This is a genomic window from Streptomyces kronopolitis, assembly GCF_050953795.1.
Taxonomy (GTDB): Bacteria; Actinomycetota; Actinomycetes; order Streptomycetales; family Streptomycetaceae; genus Streptomyces; species Streptomyces kronopolitis_A.
In genome coordinates, this window is the sequence record NZ_CP191850.1 from 5,063,399 (window position 1) to 5,080,051 (window position 16,653).

The 16,653-nt window shown below is 72.3% G+C and carries 17 protein-coding genes; 12 read left to right on the forward strand and 5 right to left on the reverse strand.

Going from position 1 to position 16,653, the window contains the following annotated elements:
• Positions 1 to 103 precede the first annotated feature (103 nt).
• Positions 104 to 511: an ATP-binding protein gene (locus ACQP17_RS22460; RefSeq protein WP_433857888.1), complete on the forward strand. Its 408-nt coding sequence runs from the start codon at positions 104 to 106 to the stop codon at positions 509 to 511.
• A gap of 69 nt (positions 512 to 580) precedes the next feature.
• Positions 581 to 793, forward strand: coding sequence for a hypothetical protein (locus ACQP17_RS22465; RefSeq protein ID WP_030981280.1), 213 nt, complete (start codon positions 581 to 583; stop codon positions 791 to 793).
• Between the two features lie 25 nt (positions 794 to 818).
• Here the strand turns inward: ACQP17_RS22465 and ACQP17_RS22470 are convergent, their stop codons facing one another.
• Positions 819 to 1,520, reverse strand: coding sequence for a FadR/GntR family transcriptional regulator (locus tag ACQP17_RS22470; protein WP_433857889.1), 702 nt, complete (start codon positions 1,518 to 1,520; stop codon positions 819 to 821).
• A 132-nt stretch (positions 1,521 to 1,652) separates the two neighbouring features.
• Between ACQP17_RS22470 and ACQP17_RS22475 the strand changes: the two genes are divergently transcribed.
• The 5 genes from ACQP17_RS22475 to ACQP17_RS22495 all read left to right on the forward strand — a co-directional run bounded on the left by ACQP17_RS22475 (position 1,653) and on the right by ACQP17_RS22495 (position 5,461).
• Complete coding sequence (locus ACQP17_RS22475; protein ID WP_433857890.1) at positions 1,653 to 2,171, forward strand: gluconokinase; 519 nt, start codon at positions 1,653 to 1,655, stop codon at positions 2,169 to 2,171.
• Positions 2,172 to 2,239: 68 nt separating this feature from the next.
• Positions 2,240 to 3,637, forward strand: coding sequence for a gluconate:H+ symporter (locus ACQP17_RS22480; protein ID WP_433857891.1), 1,398 nt, complete (start codon positions 2,240 to 2,242; stop codon positions 3,635 to 3,637).
• Between the two features lie 282 nt (positions 3,638 to 3,919).
• The gene (locus ACQP17_RS22485; RefSeq protein ID WP_433857892.1) at positions 3,920 to 4,957 is read left to right on the forward strand and encodes an amidohydrolase family protein; all 1,038 of its coding nucleotides are present in this window, start codon (positions 3,920 to 3,922) and stop codon (positions 4,955 to 4,957) included.
• Between the two features lie 100 nt (positions 4,958 to 5,057).
• Positions 5,058 to 5,207 (forward strand): DUF1427 family protein, encoded by a 150-nt coding sequence (locus ACQP17_RS22490; RefSeq protein ID WP_433857893.1) that lies wholly within the window; start codon positions 5,058 to 5,060, stop codon positions 5,205 to 5,207.
• On the forward strand, positions 5,204 to 5,461 hold the full coding sequence (locus ACQP17_RS22495) for a DUF1427 family protein (RefSeq protein WP_433857894.1): 258 nt from the start codon (positions 5,204 to 5,206) through the stop codon (positions 5,459 to 5,461). Before ACQP17_RS22490 ends, ACQP17_RS22495 begins: the two co-directional genes overlap by 4 nt.
• A 99-nt stretch (positions 5,462 to 5,560) precedes the next feature.
• On the opposite strand, the gene ACQP17_RS22500 is transcribed toward ACQP17_RS22495, so the two are convergent.
• Positions 5,561 to 7,126, reverse strand: a complete 1,566-nt coding sequence (locus ACQP17_RS22500; protein ID WP_433857895.1) for an FAD-dependent monooxygenase — start codon at positions 7,124 to 7,126, stop codon at positions 5,561 to 5,563.
• Positions 7,127 to 7,163: 37 nt separating this feature from the next.
• On the opposite strand from ACQP17_RS22500, the gene ACQP17_RS22505 reads away from it, so the two are divergent.
• Positions 7,164 to 7,844, forward strand: a complete 681-nt coding sequence (locus ACQP17_RS22505; protein WP_433857896.1) for a TetR/AcrR family transcriptional regulator C-terminal domain-containing protein — start codon at positions 7,164 to 7,166, stop codon at positions 7,842 to 7,844.
• 81 nt (positions 7,845 to 7,925) lie between these two features.
• Here ACQP17_RS22505 and ACQP17_RS22510 read toward each other — a convergent pair whose 3' ends face one another.
• From ACQP17_RS22510 to ACQP17_RS22520, 3 genes are read right to left on the reverse strand one after another with little or no spacing between them, the layout of a single operon-like run.
• Positions 7,926 to 9,134 (reverse strand): acyltransferase family protein, encoded by a 1,209-nt coding sequence (locus ACQP17_RS22510; protein WP_433857897.1) that lies wholly within the window; start codon positions 9,132 to 9,134, stop codon positions 7,926 to 7,928.
• A complete protein-coding gene (locus ACQP17_RS22515; protein WP_433857898.1) occupies positions 9,131 to 10,486 on the reverse strand; it encodes a polysialyltransferase family glycosyltransferase in 1,356 nt (451 codons plus the stop codon). The genes ACQP17_RS22510 and ACQP17_RS22515 overlap by 4 nt, the downstream gene beginning before the upstream one ends.
• Positions 10,486 to 11,463 carry a glycosyltransferase family 2 protein gene (locus ACQP17_RS22520; RefSeq protein WP_433857899.1) on the reverse strand — a complete coding sequence of 326 codons (978 nt, stop codon included), beginning with the start codon at positions 11,461 to 11,463 and terminating at the stop codon, positions 10,486 to 10,488. The genes ACQP17_RS22515 and ACQP17_RS22520 overlap by 1 nt, the downstream gene beginning before the upstream one ends.
• 188 nt (positions 11,464 to 11,651) lie before the next feature.
• Between ACQP17_RS22520 and ACQP17_RS22525 the strand changes: the two genes are divergently transcribed.
• The 4 genes from ACQP17_RS22525 to ACQP17_RS22540 all read left to right on the forward strand — a co-directional run bounded on the left by ACQP17_RS22525 (position 11,652) and on the right by ACQP17_RS22540 (position 16,471).
• Positions 11,652 to 12,992: a DUF6716 putative glycosyltransferase gene (locus ACQP17_RS22525; protein ID WP_433857900.1), complete on the forward strand. Its 1,341-nt coding sequence runs from the start codon at positions 11,652 to 11,654 to the stop codon at positions 12,990 to 12,992.
• Positions 12,993 to 13,036: 44 nt separating this feature from the next.
• Positions 13,037 to 14,242 (forward strand): cytidylyltransferase domain-containing protein, encoded by a 1,206-nt coding sequence (locus ACQP17_RS22530; protein WP_433857901.1) that lies wholly within the window; start codon positions 13,037 to 13,039, stop codon positions 14,240 to 14,242.
• Positions 14,243 to 14,309: 67 nt separating this feature from the next.
• The gene (locus ACQP17_RS22535; RefSeq protein WP_364874800.1) at positions 14,310 to 15,236 is read left to right on the forward strand and encodes an N-acetylneuraminate synthase family protein; all 927 of its coding nucleotides are present in this window, start codon (positions 14,310 to 14,312) and stop codon (positions 15,234 to 15,236) included.
• Between the two features lie 29 nt (positions 15,237 to 15,265).
• Complete coding sequence (locus ACQP17_RS22540) at positions 15,266 to 16,471, forward strand: hypothetical protein (protein WP_433857902.1); 1,206 nt, start codon at positions 15,266 to 15,268, stop codon at positions 16,469 to 16,471.
• The last annotated feature ends 182 nt before the right edge of the window (positions 16,472 to 16,653 follow it).

The window sequence follows — 16,653 nt, forward strand, 5'->3', positions numbered from 1 at the left end:
CCGCCGTCTTCCGGCCACGGCCGACCAGCCCGCCTTCCGCCGACCGTCGCCACCGAAACCCGGTACCGGCCACCGCCCTGGACACCGAGACGTGAGGCTCGACATGCCCGACCCGACACAGAAGTTCTTCGACGCGAAGCCCGAATCGGTCGGCCTGGCCCGCAACTTCGCGGTGGCCACGCTGCAGGCGTGGGGACTGGAGGCGCCGGCGGACGACGTCCGGCTGTGCGTCTCCGAACTGGCCTCCAACGCCCTTCTCCACGGCACCGCACGCGGCCACGGCTTTCTGGTGCGGATGGCCGCCGACGACGACTTCGTACATCTGGAAGTGCACGACAGTCATGGCCGCTGCGGCTGCCGCGCATCTCTGCCGGTGGTCGGGCATCCGGCGCACACCGACATCACCGGACGGGGCCTGATGATCGTCGACATGCTCGCCGACTGCTGGGGTGTCGAGGACCGGGAGCCGCTGGGCAAGATCGTCTGGTCGCGCTTCAAGGCTGGGGCCTGAGACGGCCGGGCCACCCGTGCGGGGCGGCAGCCCGTGCTCCCTGCGTGGGGGCTGCGTCAGACTGGGGGTATGTCGTCACCCCGGCGGGCGTGCCCCGTCTGTACTCGTGAGATCGCCGTCGTCGGTGGGCGGTTCGCCCGTCATGATCCGCCGGGGCGGCGGACGGTGCTGGAGTTGATCTCTTGTCCGGGCTCGCGCCGGATCGCGCCGATGATGGCGCCGGCGGAGAAGCTGTTCGATCCGGAGGAGCCGCCGATCCCGGGCCAGCAGCCGCTGTTCTGAGGCGGGCCCGGGCGGCGGGTGACAACTAGGGGGCCAGGACGTCGAGTTCGGCCAGGGCGCCGGTGGTGATCTCGCGGGTGAGGGACTCGGCGCGGGCCGCGTCGCCGGTGCGTACCGCCTCCGCGACCTGGACGTGCAGGGTGACCGCGGCCGGGTCGGGGTCGGTGAACATCACCTGGTGGTGGGTGCGGCCGGTCAGGACGGCGGCGACCACGTCGCCCAGGCGCGCGAACATCTCGTTGCCGGAGGCGGTCAGCACGATCCGGTGGAAGGCCACGTCGTGGACCAGGTAGGCGTCGAGCTGCTGGCCGCGGGAGGTGGCGACCATCCCCATGGCGTGCTCGGTGAGTTCGGCGCAGTGCGCGGGGGAGGCGTGCCGGGCGGCCAGGCCCGCGGCGACCGGTTCGACGGCCGAGCGCAGCACGGTCAGTGAGCGCAGTTGCCGGGGGCGGTCCCGGCCGGCCAGCCGCCAGCCGATCACCCGCGGGTCGTAGACGTTCCACTCCTCGGTGGGGCGGACGGTCACGCCCACCCGGCGCCGGGAGGCGACCAGCTGCATGGATTCCAGTACCCGGACCGCCTCGCGGATGACCGTGCGGGAGACGTCGAAGCGCTGCTCCAGCTCGTCCGTGCGCAAGACCGTGCCCGGAGGGTAGTCGCCCGCGGTGATCGCGGGTCCGAGGGACTCCAGTACACGGGCGTGCAGTCCCTTCCCCTCGTTTGCCATGGGCCAAGCCTACGGTCCCGCACCCCGGCCAATTAAGTATGACGTTTGCATCACAGGCTCTTGAATACGTCGTACCTAATGGGTTTCAGTGGGGTCCGCACGGGGTCGATGAGGACAGCGAGGTACCACGGGATGAGCAGCCCCGACGTGATCGTCGTGATGGGTGTGGCCGGCACCGGCAAGACCACGATCGGCCCGCTGGTGGCCGCCGCACTGGGCGTCCCCTACGCCGAGGGTGACGACTTCCATCCGCCGGCGAACATCGCCAAGATGTCGGCCGGCATCCCGCTGGACGATCACGACCGCGGCCCCTGGCTGGACGCCATCGGCGCCTGGGCGCACGGGCGGGCCGGGCGGGGCGGGGTGGTCAGCAGCTCCGCGCTCAAGCGCGGCTACCGCGACCGGCTGCGCGCCGCCGCTCCGGGCCTGGTCTTCCTGCACCTGACCGGGGACCGCGCGCTGATCGGGGCGCGGATGGCCGGGCGCACCGGCCACTTCATGCCGGCCGCGCTGCTGGACTCCCAGTTCGCCACGCTCGAACCGCTCGGGCGCGACGAGGCGGGCGTCGCCGTGGACGTGACCGGCACCCCGGAGCAGATCGCCGGACGGGCCGTCAGCGCGCTGCGCGCGAGGACCGTACCGGCCGGGTAGCCCCCACACCCCCCCCCACCGCAGCACCGTCTCCCTGCTTCCCCCTCCGTCCAACCAAGGGAATCGCCGTGGCACATCTCAGCGTGGAGATGCTCGCAGCGGACGCGACCGAGCCGATCACCTCGGCCGGTCACGCGCAGCTGGGCATCGCCGTCCTGGCCGGCATAGCCGTCATCGTCCTGCTCATCACCAAGTTCAAGCTGCACGCCTTCCTGTCGCTGATCATCGGCTCGCTGGTGCTCGGCGCGGTGGCCGGAGCGCCGCTGGACAAGGCCATCACCAGCTTCACCACGGGGCTCGGTACGACGGTCGCCGGCACCGGGGTGCTGATCGCGTTGGGTGCCGTCCTCGGGCGGCTGCTGGCCGACTCCGGCGGTGCGGACCAGATCGTCGACACGATCCTGGCGAGGGCGGGCCGGGGCGCGATGCCCTGGGCGATGGTGCTGATCGCCGGGATCGTCGGGCTGCCGATCTTCTTCGAGGTCGGGATCGTGCTGCTGATCCCGGTGGTGCTGCTGGTCGCCCGGCGCGGCAACTTCTCCCTGATGCGGATCGGCATCCCGGCGCTGGCCGGACTGTCCGTCATGCACGGGCTGATCCCGCCGCACCCCGGGCCGCTGTCGGCGATCGACGCGGTCGGCGCGAACCTCGGTGTCACCCTCGCGCTCGGTGTGGTCGTCGCCGTCCCGACCGCGATCATCGCCGGTCCGGTCTTCTCCCGTTACGCGGCCCGCTGGGTGGACGTCCGCCCGCCCGAGAACCTGGTGCCCGAGCGCGGCACCGACGACCTGGCGAAGCGGCCCGGCTTCGGGATCACGGTGGCCACCGTGCTGCTGCCGGTGGTGATGATGCTGGCGAAGGCGCTGGTGGACATCGTCGTCGACGACCCCGCGGCCGGGGTGCAGCGGATCTTCGACGTGGTCGGCTCCCCGCTGATCGCGCTGCTGACCGCCGTCATCGTCGCGATGTTCACGCTGGGGCGGGCGGCCGGCTTCACCCGCGGCCGGATCGCCACGACCGTCGAGAAGTCGCTCGGGCCGATCGCCGGCGTGGTGCTGATCGTGGGCGCGGGCGGCGGCTTCAAGCAGACGCTGGTGGACGCCGGCGTGGGCCAGATGATCCTGGACCTCTCCAAGGGCTGGCACGTCTCCGCGCTGCTGCTGGCCTGGCTGATCGCGGTCGCCATCCGGCTCGCGACCGGCTCCGCGACGGTGGCCACCATCTCCGCCGCCGGGCTGGCCGCCCCGCTCGCCGCGGACATGAGCACCACCCACACCGCGCTGCTGGTGCTGGCCATCGGCGCCGGGTCGCTCTTCTTCAGCCATGTCAACGACGCCGGATTCTGGCTGGTCAAGGAGTACTTCGGGCTGAGCGTCGGGCAGACGCTGAAGACCTGGTCGGTGATGGAGACGCTGATCTCGGTCGTCGGGATCGTCTGCGTTCTGCTGCTGTCGCTGGTGCTGTAGCCCGCGGGCCGGATGGGCGCCCCATTCGAGGCGCCCGCCGACCCGGACGGCCATGAGGCAGATCGGGTGAAATTCACCTGCGTGGTCAGCGCTTCTCTCAGGCCGGGGAGACGTGCTTGAGACGATGAAGGGAACGGGTGTCGAGGGCGTCGGTCGCCCAGAGCGAAGGACGTTCTCTTTCCCTCGCCCGGCGCCTCCAGGGCTCCTCACATTCTCACGAACCGCGTGCCGCGGCGTCGTGACGTGAGAGCAGCGCCTCCGTCCGCCACTGAAGGGAAAGCGATGACTTCGGCCAACGGTCTGCCAAAGATCGCCATCGAAGAAGCCTACGAGCACCCGGATGTCGTGCGCTCCCACCTTTCTCAGGATGAGGCCAGCCTGCGGAAGCTGGCCGAAAGCCTGGGCCAGACACCGGAGTATTACCGGAAGGCTCAGGAGTTGCTGCCCGACTTCGACAAGCGGCTGGAGGTCATGGACGCGGCCGGCATCGAGCACCAGATCATCTCGCTGACTTCCCCCGGAATTCAGGGAGTTATCGATCCGGCCGAAGCCACGGCGGAGGCGCGCAGGCAGAACGACTTCCTGGCGAAGGAGGTCTCTCAGCACCCCGACCGCTTCTCCGGCTTCGCGGCCGTCGCGCTGCAGGAGCCCGACCAGGCAGTGGCGGAACTGCGGCGGTCCGTGAGGGACCTCGGATTCAAGGGTGTCCTGGTCAACGGCTACACGAACGAAGGGGATCCGGCTCACGGCCGCTACCTCGACGACCCGGTGTACTACCCGTTCTGGGAGGCGCTCTCGGAACTCGATGTGCCGCTTTACCTGCACCCGCGCCCTCCGCTGTCCGCGGTGTCCTCGCTGTACGACGGGCACAACGAGATGGTGGGTGCCGTATGGGGATTCGCCACCGAGACCGCATCCCACGCGGTGCGCCTGTTGCTCAGTGGGCATTTCGACCGCTTCCCCACCAGCAAGCTCATTCTCGGGCACATGGGGGAAGGGCTGCCGGGAATGCTGTGGCGGGTGCAGACCGAGTACGACATGACCACCCTGCGCAAGATCAAGAAGAGTCTCGCCGAATACTTCGCGGACAACATCTGGATCACGACCAGTGGCTACTTCTCCGACCAGGCACTGCACAACGTGTTGCTCACCGTGGGGGCGGACCACATCCTCTTTTCCGTCGACTACCCGTACATGGAACCGTCCCGTGACGCCACGTCCGCGGATGCCGTGAAGTGGATCGAGCGGACCGCGATCAGCGAGCTGGATCGCCGCAAAATCGCCTACGGCAACGCGCGGGCGCTCTTCGGCCTCGGCTGATTCCGGGAGACAGCGGCGGGGAGAGTTTCGTGCCGCTTCGCCGCCGCGTCGGCTCGTGGCCGGGGGCGGCACGGGGAGCTGAGGGAAGGTGGTGCGTGGCATGGCCTATCTGGAGGCGTTGGCGGCCGGTGCCGGGGTCGGTGTGATGTACGGCCTGGTGAGGTTCCCCTCGCCCGCTCCGCCGTTGCTCGGGCTCGTCGGCCTGGCCGGCATGCTGATCGGCTACGGAGTGCTCAGGGCCGTCGCGTGAGCTGGTCCGGTACGGCGGCCCGCGCAGGGGCCGCACTGGGGCTCGGCCTGGTGGCCGGCGCCCTGTACTGGCTGATGGGCGTGCCCACCCCCGCCCCGCCGTGGAATTCGCTGACGGGCCTGCTCGGCATCCTCGTCGGCGAGTACGCCGTCACCTTCGTCCGCAAGGCCCTGCGCCGCCGCACGGGCCGGGACGAACCACCCTCCCCGCCCTCCCGAACCGACGCTCCGCACGGCCCGCAGGGTGAAGGGTGACCGCACGGGCACGACAGCCCCATCCGCTCAAGGCGCCCGTACCCCGGTCACGAGGCCGCGCCGGCGTGGGTCCGCCGGTGCGGCCTCGTGCGGCCGAGGTCATCCGGCCGGCTGGAGGGCGGCCGTGCCGAGGAGGTCCGCCAGGGCGGCGGACACCTTGGCCGTGGCGTCCCCGTCCGGGGCGCCGAGCGCGAGATAGCCGTCGGGGCGGACCAGGAGGACGGCCGGGGCGCTGCCGTAGGCGTCGCGGACATGGCCGTCGGCGTCGCGCAGATCGGCGGCCGGGCCGTCGACGCGGACGATCCGCAGCAGGGTGGGGTCGGTGGGCAGCGCGGTCGCGTCCAGTGTGGCGCCGCCCAGGACGAGCAGGGTGAAGTGCGGGCCCCGGAAGGCGTCGAAGAGCCGGGTGGGCCTGCCGTCGGCGGTGCGGCAGGGGGCGTCGGGGGCCCGGTCGCCGGCCACCGGCACACCCACCGCGAGGTCCGTGCGCAGCTCCCGCGACAGCGGGCTGTCGGGGTAGCCGAGGCCGAGCTGGTGCAGATCCCGGCCGCGGCGCAGGCTGCGCGAGCGGTGCAGCCGGGTGCTGGTCTCCAGGATGTGGGCGGCGATCGGCCGGCGCTCGGTGCCGTAGCTGTCGAGCAGGGTGTCGGGGGCGCCGTGCCGCAGCACCAGGCCGAGCTTCCAGCCGAGGTTGTAGGCGTCCTGCACGCTGGTGTTCAGGCCCTGGCCGCCCGCCGGGGAGTGCACGTGCGCGGCGTCACCGGCCAGGAAGACCCGGCCCTCGCGGTAGGAGTCGGCCATGCCCGCGCGGGGGCGGAAGAGCGAGGTCCACACCACGTCGCGGATCTGCTCGGCCGTCAGATGGGTGTGCTCCGCGATCAGCGCGCGGATGGTCTCCGGCGAGGTGTCCGGCGTCCCGCCGGGGCCCGCGATCATGGTCTGGAAGAGGTCGGTGCCGGCGAGCGGGAGCAGGCCGAGGAAGCCGCCGGTCGGCAGCATCCAGCGGTGCCAGTGGTCCCGGTCGAGGCCGTCGATCCGCACATCGGCGAGGAGGGCGACGCCGGGCTCCAGGTCCGGGCCGCTCATCGCGGTGCCCAGCGCCCGGCGCACGGTGCTGCGCCCGCCGTCGGCGGCGACCAGATAGGCGGCCCGCACGGTGTGCTCGGTGCCGTCCGCCCGCCGCAGACGGGCCGTCACCTGGTCCGCGTCCTGGGAGAACTCGGTGAGTTCGGTGCCGAAGAGCACGCTGCCGCCCAGCTCCGTCAGCCGTGTGTGGAGCACCTGGAGGTTGCGGAACTGCGGGATCATCAGCGCGTTCGAGTGGGGTGCGTCGGGCGTGGGGGCGACCCGCTCGATCATCTCGTGGACCTCGGTGATCCGGCCGTTCTCCCACAGGGCGGTCGGCGGGTAGAGGCCGCCGACCTCGCGGGCCGCCGCCAGCAGGCCGAGGTCCTCGTAGACCTCCTGGCTGCGCGGCTGGAGACCCGTGCCGCGGGCGCCGGGGGAGAGGTGGTCCTGCCGCTCGACGATCAGGGCGCTTACGCCGCGCCGGGCGAGGTCGATGCCGAGGGCGATGCCGGTCGGGCCCCCGCCGGTGATCAGTACGTCGACGGTCGCGGGAAGGGTGTCCGCCGTGCGGCTGTCCTTAACGGTGTTAAGTTCCATGTGCCGAGCATGGCCTTAACGGTGTTAAGTTGTCAACATGGTTTCTCGCATCGACCGGAAATTGGTGGCGGACGCCGCCCTGCGGCTGCTGAACGAGGTGGGTCTCGAAGGGCTCACCCTGCGCCGCATCGCCAAGGAGCTGAACGTCCAGGCACCCGCCCTGTACTGGCACTTCAAGAACAAGCAGGAGCTGCTGGACGAGATGGCCACCGAGATGCTGCGGCGGATGACCGCGCCGCTGTCGGAGCCGGAGCCCGGCGGGAGGAGGCCCGACGAGACCTGGCAGGACGCGCTGTCCGACGCCTGCCGGACGCTGCGCCGCGGGCTGCTCGGCTATCGCGACGGCGGCAAGGTCTTCAGCGGCACCCGGATGACCGACGAGAGCTACGCCATGCCGCTGGACGCCCTGCTGCGCCTGCTCACGAAGGCGGGCTTCTCGGCGTACCAGGCCGCGCGGGCATGGTGGACCGCCTACAACTTCACCGTCGGCGTGGTGATCGAGGAGCAGTCGGTCTATCCCGAACCGGGGGATCCGGCGGAGCGCCGTCCGGAGAGCCGCGATCCGGCCTACGACCTGGCGAGCCGCTCGCAGCGGCTCGGCGAGGAGTATCCGCTGGCGGTGAGCGCGGGCGACGAGATGTTCGGCGACCTGGAGCGCAGCTTCGAGGAGGGGCTGCGGATCATCGTGGCCGGCGTCGCGGCGACGACCGGGAGGTAGGCCGGCGCCGAGGCGACGACCGGGAGGCGGCCGGGGGCGGGTGCGGTCCGCGCGCCCCCGGCCCCGCCGCCGGCCGCGGGGTCACACGGCGGGGCGCCGCGGATTGATCGCGCGCTTGAGCGCCGGCGTCAGCGGGCGCTCCAGGAAACGGTGCATCAGCCACGCCAGCAGCAGCATCAGCCCCACCGTCAGCGGCAGCGTGACGTACGCGGGCAGGCCGAGGGTCCGGTGCAGGGCGCCTACCACCACCCAGCCCAGGTGCTCGTGGACGAGGTAGAACGGGTACGTCAGCGCGCCCGCCACGGTCAGCCAGCGCCAGTTGACCCGCAGCAGGCCCAGCGCGACGGCCGCGACGAGGGCGAAGCCGAGCGTGACGACGGCGATGATGACGGCCGTCGAGCGGTAGGAGAACGCGGTGGCCGACGGTGCGTGCCAGAGCCCGGCGACCGCGTAATGCTGCCCGATCAGCCAGCTGACCAGCACGATCGCCCAGGCGATCGGGTCGCGGGCGCCGTAGCGGTGCAGCAGGTACAGGCCGATGCCGCCGATGAAGAACGGGGCGTACTCGGGCATCAGCGCGGTGTCGAGGAAGGGCTCGTGCGCGGCCTGGGCGAGGGCGGCGGCCAGCGTCCAGCCGGCACAGAAGAGCACCACCCGGCCGCGGGTCGCGCCGGGCAGCACGACGCAGAGCGCGAAGAGGGCGTAGAACCGCATCTCCGCCCAGAGGGTCCAGCACACGCCGAGCACCCGGTCCACGCCCAGCGGCTGTTGCAGCATCGTCAGATTGGTGAGCACCTCGCTGGGCGGCAGCGCCTTGTAGGCGACCCAGGGGAGCGCGAAGACCGCGGTGATCAGGAGGATCGCGGCCCAGTACGCCGGATAGAGGCGGGAGACGCGGGAGGCGAGGAAGGCGCGCAGTCGTCGCTGTCCGGGCGTGGCCCGGTCCGCTGAAGGGCGGTGGTGGGCGACGGGTGGGGCCCAGCCGCTGAGGCAGATGACGAAGCCGCTGATCACGAAGAAGATCTGCACGCCCAGACAGCCGTAGGCGAACAGCGGTGCCAGGGTGGGGAATTGGTGGGCGGGCGAGCCGCCCCAGGCCTGGGATATCTCGCCGTTGCGCCCCGCGTAGTGGTACCCGGCGACCATCAGCGCGGCGAGCAGCCGCAGCCCGTCCAGGGCGCGCAGCCGCGACGATCCGTCACGGCTGCGCCCCCGTATGACGGTCTGCGGGGCGGCGACGGCGGCCGGCGGGGCGGGCGGCGCGCCGGGCGTCAGCTGGGAGGCGGTCATCCGAACGCGGCCCGCTTCTTCAGCCGCCGCTGCACCGCGCGCGCCCGGCGGGCGACCCGGCGGACGGTGGCGTTGCGCGGGATGAACGACAGCTGGGAGGGGATCGCGCCGGGCAGCGCCAGCGCGGTCAGCCGGCGGCGCTTGAAGTAGCGCCAGGTGAACTGGTCGAGGCCGCCCGCGAGATAGCGCTCGGCGTGCGGTCGCAGCTGCGGGTACATCTGGTGCTGCATCGCGTAGCCCACCGCGGTGACCAGGCCGCCGACGGCGTCCGCGGTGGTGAAGGCGCGCGGCCGCTCGCTGCGGTCGCCCAGGTCGGGCACCAGCGCGTCGACCAGCGTGACCGGGATGCGGTTGCTGTTCTGGTACGGGGTGAGTCGCTCCAGCAGCAGGCCGGTGCCGGTGCGCGCGGTCGGCAGGCCGTAGAAGGTGGCCGCGGTCAGCAGCGCGGTGGAGAAGCAGCCGACGACCAGCGCGGGCCGCATCCGCTGGTAGAGCACCTCGGCCGGCACCGGATGCTCCAGCACGGTCAGCGCCAGGTCCCGCTTCTCCGCCTCCCGCTCCAGCAGCCGCGACCAGCGGGCCGGGGCGGAGGGGTGCGGCTTGAAGACGATCTCGCGGTGGCCGCGCTCGGCCGCGCCGCGCAGCATCCGCACGTGCAGCTCCTCTTCCTCCTCGGGGGTGAGGATGCCCAGCGCGGAGAGGTACTGGCCGAGCAGCAGCGCGCCGCCGTCCGGGACGGCCAGCTCCCCGGCGGCGTCGGAGAGTTCGGACAGCACCTTGGTGAAGGCGTCGGTCGGCACGGTCTGCGGCTCGACCTCGAACTCGGTCAGCAGCAGCGGCGTCAGGCCCGGGACCAGGTCCAGGTGCAGCAGCCGGCCGATCCGGGTGCCGATCAGCGGGTCGAGCTTGTTGCGGGTGGGGCCGTAGCTCATCAGGCCGTCGGCGTAGACGTCGATCGGCGCGTCCGGGAACAGCTGGGCGAGGGCCATGGCCGGGTTGACCTGGATGGACTCCACGATCAGCTCGACGTGGTCGTCGCCCAGGCCCCACAGCAGCCGCAGGTGCCGCTCCCACAGCGGGGCGTCGTCCGCGCGCGGGGACCAGCCGCCGGGGTGGAAGGGGCTGATCGTCTCGTTCCAGGACAGCACCCGGTCGAAGCGGCCGCGCAGCCGCTCGAAGCCGGGCACGGTGTCCAGCGCGGGGCTGGTCTCCGGGGTCGTCGCGTTGTTGCTGACCAGCAGCAGTCGGCGGTCGGCCGGGGCGAAGCAGTCGGCGTCCAGGGCGGCGGCGAGGGTCGCCGCGCCGTAGAGCGTGGACGCCAGGAAGATCTGGGTACGGGGTCGGGTGGACATCAGGCGGCGACCTCCGCCGGTGCCGGGCGGCGGCGCAGTCGCCGCAGCCGGGACGCGCGCTGCACATCCATGGAATCCAGGGCTTCCTTCAGTACGTCCTGCGGCATGCGTTTCATGGCCGCCGCGCTCATCGCGCGCAATTTACGGGCGACCTGCGGCTCGAAACGTTCGATCGAACCGAGGTGGTGGGAAATGATCGCGCAATAGGTGCGCACCGCCTTGGGCAGCAGGAATTCCGCATCGCGGTCCTGGGCGGTTTCCTCGATCACCTGGTCGAAGGCGCGGATGAAGTCCAATTGCCGCACATCTCCGATCTGGGTCAGCGAGGACGCCACGCCGCGCCGGTAGAAAACGCCGAGCAGGCCGACCACCGCCATGGAGGAGGCCTCGCGGTGCAGCCGCCAGATCCACGGCCGGTCCTCCGCGGTGCGCAGCCCGTCCTTGAAGTGCAGCACCCCGTCGTCCAGCAGCCGGCGGTGGTACATCCCGGCCCAGGCGTAGGCGTAGTCGACGGAGGTGGAGCGGTCGGCCGGCAGGATCACCGCGCGCGGGTCCAGCACCACCCCGCGCCGGCCGTGCGGGACCCGGTGGACGGTGCGCGCCCGGGCGGTGCACTGCACATGATCCGTACGGACGAAGTCACACCCCAACTCCTCGATGGCGGAGAGCAGTTGGGGGTAGTAGCCGGGGGCGAGCCAGTCGTCGCCGTCCAGGAACGTGACGTATTCGCCGCGGGCCGCGTCCAGGCCGGTGTTGCGGGCGGTGGCCAGGCCGCCGTTCTGTGCGTGCCGCAGCAGTCTGGCGCCCGGCAGCTCACGTTCGGCGCGCGCGAGGATGTCCGGGGTCTCGTCGCGCGAGCAGTCGTCGACGAGCAGGAATTCGAAATCCTCGCGGGCATTGGCCGCCAGGCTTTTCAGGGTGTCGGGCGCGTATGTCTGCACGTTGTAGAACGGCACGATGACGGAGAGCTTAACCACCCGGGTGACGTTAGGCGCGGTGCCCGGCATTCGTCTTTACGGGGTGCGGACACCGAGGTGAACGAAGAATGGCGGGATGGTTAACCAGGCCGACTATCGGGCCGGTTCGTCATTCGTCGACCCGCTGTTAACCCTTTGTTGCGGCCCAGTTGGCCCGCCAAACGGAATGCCTTCCTAGCGTCTTCGACGTGCCATCACGTACCGATTCCACGCCGCGAGTAGCCGTGCTCGCCGACTCGGACACCCGATGGAAATGGGGCGCTATGACAGCGTACCGGCTCCAATCGGACATCCGGCTCGACGGGTACCTCCTCCGCGGCCGCGCCACTCCCACGGTCCGCCAGCTCGACGAGGTCGGCGCCCGTGCGGACTCGCTGCGCGAAATCCGGGGCGTCGACTTCGTGCGGTCCCTCGACCGTACGCGCTATGACGTCCTCGTGCTGGCCTGCGTGGGCGGAGCGGTGCAGGCGATGCTGCACGGCCTGGCCCACGCCTGGAGCGCCGCGGCTCCGGCCGCCGCCACCGGACAGCACCGCCCCGTCGTCGTCACCGGCTACGTCGGAGTGGTCTACGAGAAGCTCGCCGACGGGCTGCTGCTGCGGCACGGCGCCGATGTCGTGCTCGCCAACTCCCGGCACGACGCGGACCGCTTCCGCGAGGTCTACCGCGGTGTCGGCGCCGACGACCACAGCGTCGTCGAATGCGCCCTGCCCTTCCTCGGCGGCGCGCGCTACGCCGGCGAGAACAGCCCCTACACCGTGGTGTTCGCCGCCCAGCCCTCCGTCCCGGAGAGCCGCGCGGACCGCGGCTACCTGCTGCGCAGGGCGGTGGAGCACGCCCGCACGCACCCCGGTCGCGAGGTGCTGATCAAGCTCCGCAGCAAGCCGGGCGAGCACACCACCCACATCGAGGAACTGCCCTACCAGAAGCTCGCCGCCAAGGTGCCCGGCGGACTGCCCGCCAACTGCCGCCTGGTGTACGGCAACATGGGCGAGGTCCTGGACCGCACCGACCTGCTGGTCACGGTCAGCTCGACCGCCGCCCTGGAGTCCCTGCACCGCGGCATCCCCACCGCCGTCCTCACCGACCTCGGCGTCCGCGAGGCCCTCGGCAACCACCACTTCCTCGGCTCCGGCTGCCTGGCCTCCTGGGACGAGCTGGACGCCGGCCACCGCCCCGAGCCCGACCCGCAGTGGCTGGCCCGGCAGGGCGTCGCCGCCGACGGGGACTACGGCCAGGCATTCGACGCCGCCCGCGCCCGGGTCACCGTGCTGCGCGAGGCCGGCGCGCTGCCGCCGCTCGCCCCCTACTACACCCCCCGCACCGCCCCCGGCTACCTCCCCGGCATCCTCGCCCGGCACGGCCTCGACCCGCACGGCGGGCCGCTCGCCGGATACGACGAGGCCCCCGGGGAGACCCGCGGACTGCGCCGGGTCGCCCGCGAGACGGTCCGCGAGGCCGCCCGCGGCGCCTACCGCCACGGCGTCCAGCGCGTCGCCCCCGCCATCCGCCGCTGGGGGCAGCTGTGAGCACCCGCCCGTCGCCCACCCCCAGCCGAACCGAGGAGCCCGCAATGCCACCCACTGTTGTGGCCGTCATCCCCGCCCGCGGCGGATCCAAGGGCGTGCCCGCCAAGAACCTCGCCGCCGTCGGGGGCGTGCCGCTGGTGGCCCGCGCGGTCCGTGAGTGCCGCGCCGCCCGCCTGGTCACCGATGTCGTCGTCTCCACCGACGACGCCGGGATCGCGGCCGCCGCCCGCGGCGCCGGCGCCCTCGTCGTCCGCCGCCCCGGCGACATCGCCGGCGACACCGCCACCAGCGAGGCCGCCGTCCTGCACGCCATGGACGCCTACGAGGCCGAGCAGCGCACCACGGTCGACGCGGTGCTGCTGGTCCAGTGCACCAGCCCCTTCCTCGTCCGCGAGGACATCGACTCGGTGGCCGCCGCGGTCGTCGAGGGCGGCGCGGACAGCGCGCTGACCGTCGCCCCCTTCCACGGCTTCGTCTGGCGCGACGGCGAAGCCGCCGGCCCCGACGACCGGACGGTCCCCGCCGGCGGCCACGGCGTCAACCACGACAAGTCCTTCCGGCCGCGCCGCCAGGACCGCCCCCAGGACCTGCTGGAGACCGGCGCCGCCTACGCGATGGACGCGGCCGGCTTCCGCGCCGGCGGCCACCGCTTCTTCGGCCGCACCGAACTCGTGCGCACCGACCCCGCCCGGGTGCTGGAGATCGACGACCCGCACGAGCTGGCCCGCGCCCGCGCGCTGGCCCCGCTGCTGGACGCCCCTCGCCCCGGTGCCCTGCCGACCAGGGACGACATCGACGCCGTCGTCCTCGACTTCGACGGCACCCAGACCGACGACCGGGTGCTGATCGACGCCGACGGACGGGAGATCGTCGCGGTCCACCGCGGCGACGGCCTCGGCGTCGCCGCCCTGCGCAGGGACGGGCTGAAGCTGCTGATCCTGTCCACCGAGACCAACCCGGTCGTCGCCGCCCGGGCCCGCAAGCTGCGGGTGCCCGTCCTGCACGGCATCGACCGCAAGGACCTCGCCCTCAAGCAGTGGTGCGAGGAAGCCGGCATCGCGCCCGAGCGCGTGCTCTACGTCGGCAACGACGTCAACGACCTGCCGTGCTTCGACCTCGTCGGCTGGCCCGTGGCGGTCGCGAACGCACACGACGTGGTGCGCGGCGCGGCCCGCGCGGTCACCGCGACGCCCGGCGGCAGCGGCGCCGTCCGCGAGATCGCCGCCTGGCTCCTGGGCCCGTCCCTCTGACCCCCACCCACCGGTCCCCGACCAAGTCCCCCCTGCACATCCCTGATCAACACGAAGGAATCTCCCCATGAGCAGCACCTCCCGCCTCCGCACCCTCGGCACCCGCGAGGCCGGCCCCGGCCGCCCCGTCTACGTCACCGGTGAGATCGGCATCAACCACAACGGCGACCTGGAGAACGCCTTCGCGCTGATCGACGCCGCCGCCGACGCCGGCTGCGACGCCGTCAAGTTCCAGAAGCGCACCCCGGAGATCTGCACCCCGCGCGACCAGTGGGACATCGAGCGCGACACCCCCTGGGGCCGGATGACCTACATCGACTACCGCCACCGCGTGGAGTTCGACGAGGACGGCTACCGCGCCATCGACGAGTACTGCAAGAAGCGCGGCATCGCCTGGTTCGCCTCCCCGTGGGACGTCGAGTCCGTCGCCTTCCTGGAGAAGTTCGACGTGCCCTGCTACAAGGTCGCCTCCGCCTCGCTCACCGACGATGAGCTGCTGCGCGCCATGCGCGCCACCGGCCGCACCGTCATCCTCTCGACGGGCATGTCCACCCCCAAGCAGATCCGGCACGCCGTCGAGGTCCTGGGCAGCGACAACATCCTGCTCTGCCACGCCACCAGCACCTACCCGGCCAAGGCCGAGGAGCTCAACCTGCGCATGATCAACACCCTGCAGGACGAGTACCCCAACGTCCCGATCGGCTACAGCGGCCACGAGACCGGCCTGCAGACCACCCTCGCCGCGGTCGCCCTCGGCGCCACCTTCGTCGAGCGCCACATCACCCTCGACCGCGCCATGTGGGGCTCCGACCAGGCCGCCTCCGTCGAGCCCGGCGGCCTGACCCGCCTGGTCCGCGACATCCGCACCATCGAGGAGTCCCTCGGTGACGGCGTCAAGAAGGTCTACGACAGCGAGCGCGGCCCGATGAAGAAGCTGCGCCGCGTCGCCGGTGTGGTCGCCGAGGCCGAGGCCGCCGAGCCGGCCGCTGTCTGAGCACCACCGACGAACCGACGGGAGCCAAGGTGAGCTCACCCGAAGGGGCCCGCGCCGAGCCCGTCCCGCCCGGCGCCGAGGTCCCGCCCCCGGAGACGGCGGTCTCTCCCGCCCACCGTCTCCGGGGGGTGCCGCGCCAGCGCCGCCGCGACGACGCCGGGGGCCGGACCCCCACCGCCCGCGGCACGGGCACGCTCGCCTTCGTCGAGAGCCCGGTGCAGCTGCTGAACACCCTGGAATGGGCGCACACGGCACAGGCCACCGAACTCACCGTCGTCGTGCTCTCCCCGCACGACCCGATGACCCGCGGCCAGCTGCGACGGATGGCCGAACTCGCCCGCGACGAAGGCCATACGGTGCGCTGGGAGGAGGCCCGCGGCGGCCCCACCGCCCCGGTGCGCACCATCGGCGGCCTCACCCCGCTGCTGCGCCGGGCCGGGCGCGTGGTCATCGGCGACCCGTTCTCCCGCTACGTCCAGCTGCTGCTCACCCTCACCAGGGCGCGCGACCTGGTCGTGGTCGACGACGGCACCGCCACCATGGAGTTCATCTCCCAACTCGCCCAGGGCGAACGGCTGGTGCGCTGGCACCGCAACGGCAGCGGGCGCGGCGCCCGGGACCTGGCCTTCGCGCCGTTCTCGGCCACCGCCCGGCGCCGGCTCACCCCGGCGCCGGAGGGCGGGCGGCGCACCGTCGGGCTGTTCAGCTCCATGCCCGTCGAGGTGCCGCCGGGCGTCCGCGTCACCACCAACGACTTCGCCTGGACCCGCGGCCGCTTCGGCCCGCCCCGGCTCACCCGCGCCGCCGACATCGTCGGCACCTCGCTGGTGGAGACCGGCGTCGTCGACACCGACCGCTATCTGGCCGCGGTCGCCGCCCTGGCCCGTACGCACCACGCCACCCGCTACTTCGCGCACCGCAAGGAGAGCACCGAGAAGCTGCGCCGGCTCTCCGCCGAGACCGGTCTGGAGATCGTCCGCCCGGACCTGCCGCTGGAGCTGATCGCCCGGCGCGGCCCGATCGGACGGCTGATCGTCAGCTTCCCCTCCACGGTCGTGCACACCCTGCCGCTCGCCCTGCGGGGCACCGAGGTCAAGGTCGCGGTCTGCGACATCGACCCGGAGTGGCTGACCGCCCACGCCTCACCGCGCGCGCAGGGCTTCCTCGACGGCGTCACCGGCACCGCCCGCGACGTCCAGCGGCTGTCCTTCACCCGGCGGATGGCCACCGGCTGAGGCGGGACCGAGGACGGGCGGACCTCTGTGCGAGGGCGTACGCCGCGCACGAAGCCCTACTGCATACCCTTCGCGCAAGCCGTCCATGCGCCGAGCGGCCTAGATTTTCTTCCCCTAACGGGCTGAACTTTTGTTGATCGAGGGACAGTTGCCCCCTCGGGGCCCGTAACCTTCGCCGGGTG